The 3,625-nt window shown below is 59.7% G+C and carries 3 protein-coding genes and 2 pseudogenes; 3 read left to right on the forward strand and 2 right to left on the reverse strand.

Annotated features, from left to right (window positions below; translation table 11 throughout):
- Together HUJ17_RS07505 and ndk are read right to left on the reverse strand one after the other, a co-directional pair.
- Positions 1-179 (reverse strand): annotated as a pseudogene (locus HUJ17_RS07505) (23S rRNA (adenine(2503)-C(2))-methyltransferase RlmN); the annotation flags it as partial.
- A gap of 82 nt (positions 180-261) precedes the next feature.
- Entirely contained in the window at positions 262-693 is a 432-nt protein-coding gene (gene ndk / locus HUJ17_RS07510; RefSeq protein ID WP_062817390.1) for a nucleoside-diphosphate kinase, read from the reverse strand.
- 309 nt (positions 694-1,002) lie between these two features.
- Here ndk and sufB point away from each other — a divergent pair, with 309 nt between their 5' ends.
- From sufB to HUJ17_RS07525, 3 genes and pseudogenes are all read left to right on the forward strand, one after another.
- Positions 1,003-2,442, forward strand: a complete 1,440-nt coding sequence (gene sufB, locus HUJ17_RS07515; RefSeq protein WP_290510115.1) for a Fe-S cluster assembly protein SufB — start codon at positions 1,003-1,005, stop codon at positions 2,440-2,442.
- A 141-nt stretch (positions 2,443-2,583) separates the two neighbouring features.
- Positions 2,584-3,339, forward strand: a complete 756-nt coding sequence (gene sufC, locus HUJ17_RS07520; RefSeq protein WP_290510116.1) for a Fe-S cluster assembly ATPase SufC — start codon at positions 2,584-2,586, stop codon at positions 3,337-3,339.
- Positions 3,336-3,625 (forward strand): annotated as a pseudogene (locus HUJ17_RS07525) (Fe-S cluster assembly protein SufD); the annotation flags it as partial. The gene sufC and the pseudogene HUJ17_RS07525, both read left to right, overlap by 4 nt.

Below are 3,625 nucleotides of genomic sequence, written 5' to 3' on the forward strand. Positions count from 1 at the left end.
AGTTTCTGGCGCAATGCCTTGCCCACATCGGTCATTTGCTCGAAGGAATCCGCCTGATGATGGTGAATCCACTTGAGTATCTGCTGGGCACGGAACTTCTTCTCCCCCATTTCCAGGAAGAATTCTTCCATTTGCGGACGGGAAAGACCGAGCAGATTGACCTTCTGTTGGGTTGTCATAGCATTCTCCAGTAGGAAACCGGGTTTCCTTTAAACGCCAACCACGGCCAGAGGCCGTGGCTGGAGGTGCTCACCCGCTATATTAGCGGGTGCGCGGGCAGAGTTCTTCGTCAGCGAAGAAGTAAGCCACTTCACGGGCAGCAGACTCGGTGGAGTCAGAGCCGTGTACCGCGTTCTCGTCGATGGTCTGAGCGAAATCGGCACGAATGGTTCCAGCTTCCGCATCCTTCGGGTTGGTAGCGCCCATCAGGTCACGGTTCTTGGTCACGGCATCTTCGCCTTCCAGAACCTGCACGATCACCGGACCGCTGGTCATGAAGGACACCAGATCCTTGAAGAAGGGGCGTTCCTTGTGCTCAGCGTAGAAACCGCCGGCCTGTTCGTCGCTCAGGTGTACCATTTTCATGGCAACCACTTTCAGGTCAGCCTTCTCGAAACGGGATACGATGTCGCCAATTACGTTCTTGGCCACGGCATCAGGCTTGATGATAGAGAGGGTGCGCTCAACAGCCATCAGTCAGTTCACTCCAGAATTTACGTTAAATGGTCCCCGGGAACCCAAAACAAGCTCCCCCAGGCAGAGAAGGGGCAATCCGGCGCCTTGCGGACGCAAAGGCCACTGCCACCCCTTTGGAACCGGCGGATTATACGCAAGCAGGGTGAATTATGATACCGTTGCCGCCCCCGCCACGGGCCTGCCGCCCTGCCGCCACCGGGAGCCGGCCGAAAGCCCTCCTCTGTACGGCCGATGGTCGACAGCGCTCACGAATGGCGTATAATACCTGACTAAATTACTCTGGTATTCAACATCAGGCCCTGACCTATGAGCCAAGCTGAACTGGACAAACTGATTCGCTCCAACTACGAGGCCGGTTTCACCACCACGGTGGACACCGAAACCCTGCCCCCGGGGCTGAGCGAGGAAGTCATCCGTTTCCTGTCCGCCAAGAAAGAAGAGCCGGAATGGATGCTCGAATGGCGCCTGGACAGCTACCGCAAGTGGCAGGAAATGCCCTCCCCGGGCTGGGCCCACCTGCACCACGACCCCATCGACTTCAACAAGGTGTCCTACTATTCCAAGCCGAAAAGCCTGGATGACGCCCCGAAGAGTCTGGACGAGGTGGACCCGGAATTGCTGGCCACCTATGAAAAACTGGGCATTCCCCTGCACGAGCAGGAAATGCTTGCCGGCGTCGCCGTGGATGTGGTGTTCGACTCTTCCTCCGTGTTTACCACCTTCAAAGAGAAGCTGTGGGAAGCCGGGGTGATCTTCTGCTCCATTTCCGAGGCGATCCAGAATCATCCGGAACTGATCCAGAAATACCTGGGCTCCGTAGTACCCCAGGGCGATAACTTCTATGCCGCCCTTAACAGCGCGGTGTTTTCCGATGGTTCCTTCGTCTATATCCCCAAGGGCGTTCGCTGCCCCATGGAGCTGTCCACCTACTTCCGTATCAACGAGGCCAACACCGGCCAGTTCGAGCGCACCCTGATCATCGCCGACGAAGGCAGCTATGTAAGCTACCTGGAAGGCTGCACCGCGCCCCAGCGGGACGAAAACCAGCTGCACGCGGCCGTGGTTGAACTGGTGGCCCTGCCTGGCGCGGAGATCAAGTACTCCACGGTGCAGAACTGGTACCCGGGCGACGAAAACGGCAAGGGCGGCATCTACAACTTCGTCACCAAGCGCGGCGTGGCCCACGACAACAGCAAGATCAGCTGGACCCAGGTAGAGACCGGCTCCGCCATTACCTGGAAGTATCCGTCCGTGATCTTGCGTGGTGACAACAGCATCGGTGAATTCTACTCCGTGGCCCTGACCCGCCACATGCAGCAGGCGGACACCGGCACCAAGATGATCCACCTGGGCAAGAACACCAAGAGCACCATTATTTCCAAGGGCATCTCCGCCGGGCGCAGCAGCAACAGCTACCGCGGCCTGGTACGGATCAGCCCACGGGCGGAAAACGCCCGCAACTTCACCCAGTGCGACTCCCTGTTGCTGGGCGACACCTGCGGCGCGCACACCTTCCCGTACATCGAGTCGAAAAACCCCTCGGCCACCATCGAGCACGAGGCCACCACCTCCAAGGTGAGTGACGACCAGCTGTTCCTGTGCCGGCAGCGCGGCATCGACCCGGAGAAGGCTGTCTCCATGATCGTGAACGGCTTCTGTAAAGAGGTGTTCAAGGAACTGCCCATGGAGTTCGCCGTGGAAGCGGGCAAGTTGCTGGAAGTGAGCCTGGAAGGGGCCGTGGGCTAAGCCCCTTCCCTGACAATGACACTGTAGGAGCCATGCTCGCATGGCGAACCATCGCAACCCCTTCGCCATGCACGCATGGCTCCTACAACACCCTGATTAACCGGGGCTGGAACCCAGCCCAACCGAAAGGCGCATCAAAACATGCTGGAAATTCGTGATCTGCACGCCACCGTGGCGGACAAGCCGATTCTCAAGGGCCTCAACCTGACCGTGAACCCGGGCGAGGTGCACGCCATCATGGGCCCCAATGGCTCCGGCAAATCCACTCTGGCCAATGTGCTCGCTGGTCGTGACAACTACGCCATCACTGGCGGCGAAGCCTTGTTTGAGGGCAAGAGTCTGGCAGACCTGGAGCCGGAAGAGCGCGCCCAGGCAGGCCTGTTCCTGGCCTTCCAGTACCCGGTGGAAATCCCCGGCGTCTCCAACATGGAATTTCTCAAGGCCGCACTGGAATCCGTGCGCGGTGCCCAGGGCAAGGAAGAGTGGGACTCGGTCACCCTGCTCCGCCAGGCCCGTGCGGCTTGCAAACAGGTGAACCTGGACGCCAGCTTCCTCAAGCGTGGTGTCAACGAAGGTTTCTCCGGTGGTGAGAAAAAGCGCAACGAAATCATGCAGATGCTGCTGATGGAGCCGAAACTGGCGCTGCTCGACGAAACCGACTCCGGCCTGGACATCGACGCCCTGCAGACCGTGGCCAAGGGCGTTAACTCCCTGCGCAGCCCGGAGCGCGGCATCGTGCTGGTCACCCACTATCAGCGTCTGCTGGACTACATCGTGCCGGACTTTGTGCACGTGCTGTCCAACGGCCAGATCATCAAATCCGGTGGCAAGGAACTGGCCCTGGAGCTGGAGAAGAAAGGCTACGGCTGGCTCACAGGAGAAGAGGAGTCCGCATGACACTCTCTGCAAGCGACCTCGCCATTGACCTGAAAGCCCAGGCCCTGGCCAACGCCCGCCGCCACGGTAGTGATGGCGATGCGCTGACCAACCTGGAGGCTGCCAGCTTCCCGGAACGCAAGACCGAACGCTGGAAGTACACCTCGTTGCAGGCCCTGGCCGATGGCCACCTGAACGCGGTTGTCAACGGCGAGATCAGCCAGCCCCTGCCGGCACTGAGCGAGTTTGTGGTCACCATCAACAATGGCCAGCTGCAGGGCAGCACCCTGCCCGCCGGCGTCAATCT

It is taken from the genome of Alcanivorax sp., from assembly GCF_014762765.1.
Lineage (GTDB): Bacteria > Pseudomonadota > Gammaproteobacteria > Pseudomonadales > Alcanivoracaceae > Alcanivorax.

What these genes read in the sequence shown, in the direction of transcription:
- sufB (WP_290510115.1), top strand. Translation starts at nt 1,003, where the DNA reads ATGAGCCAAGCTGAACTGGACAAACTGATTCGCTCCAACTACGAGGCC.
- ndk (WP_062817390.1), bottom strand. Translation starts at nt 693, where the DNA reads ATGGCTGTTGAGCGCACCCTCTCTATCATCAAGCCTGATGCCGTGGCC.
- sufC (WP_290510116.1), top strand. Translation starts at nt 2,584, where the DNA reads ATGCTGGAAATTCGTGATCTGCACGCCACCGTGGCGGACAAGCCGATT.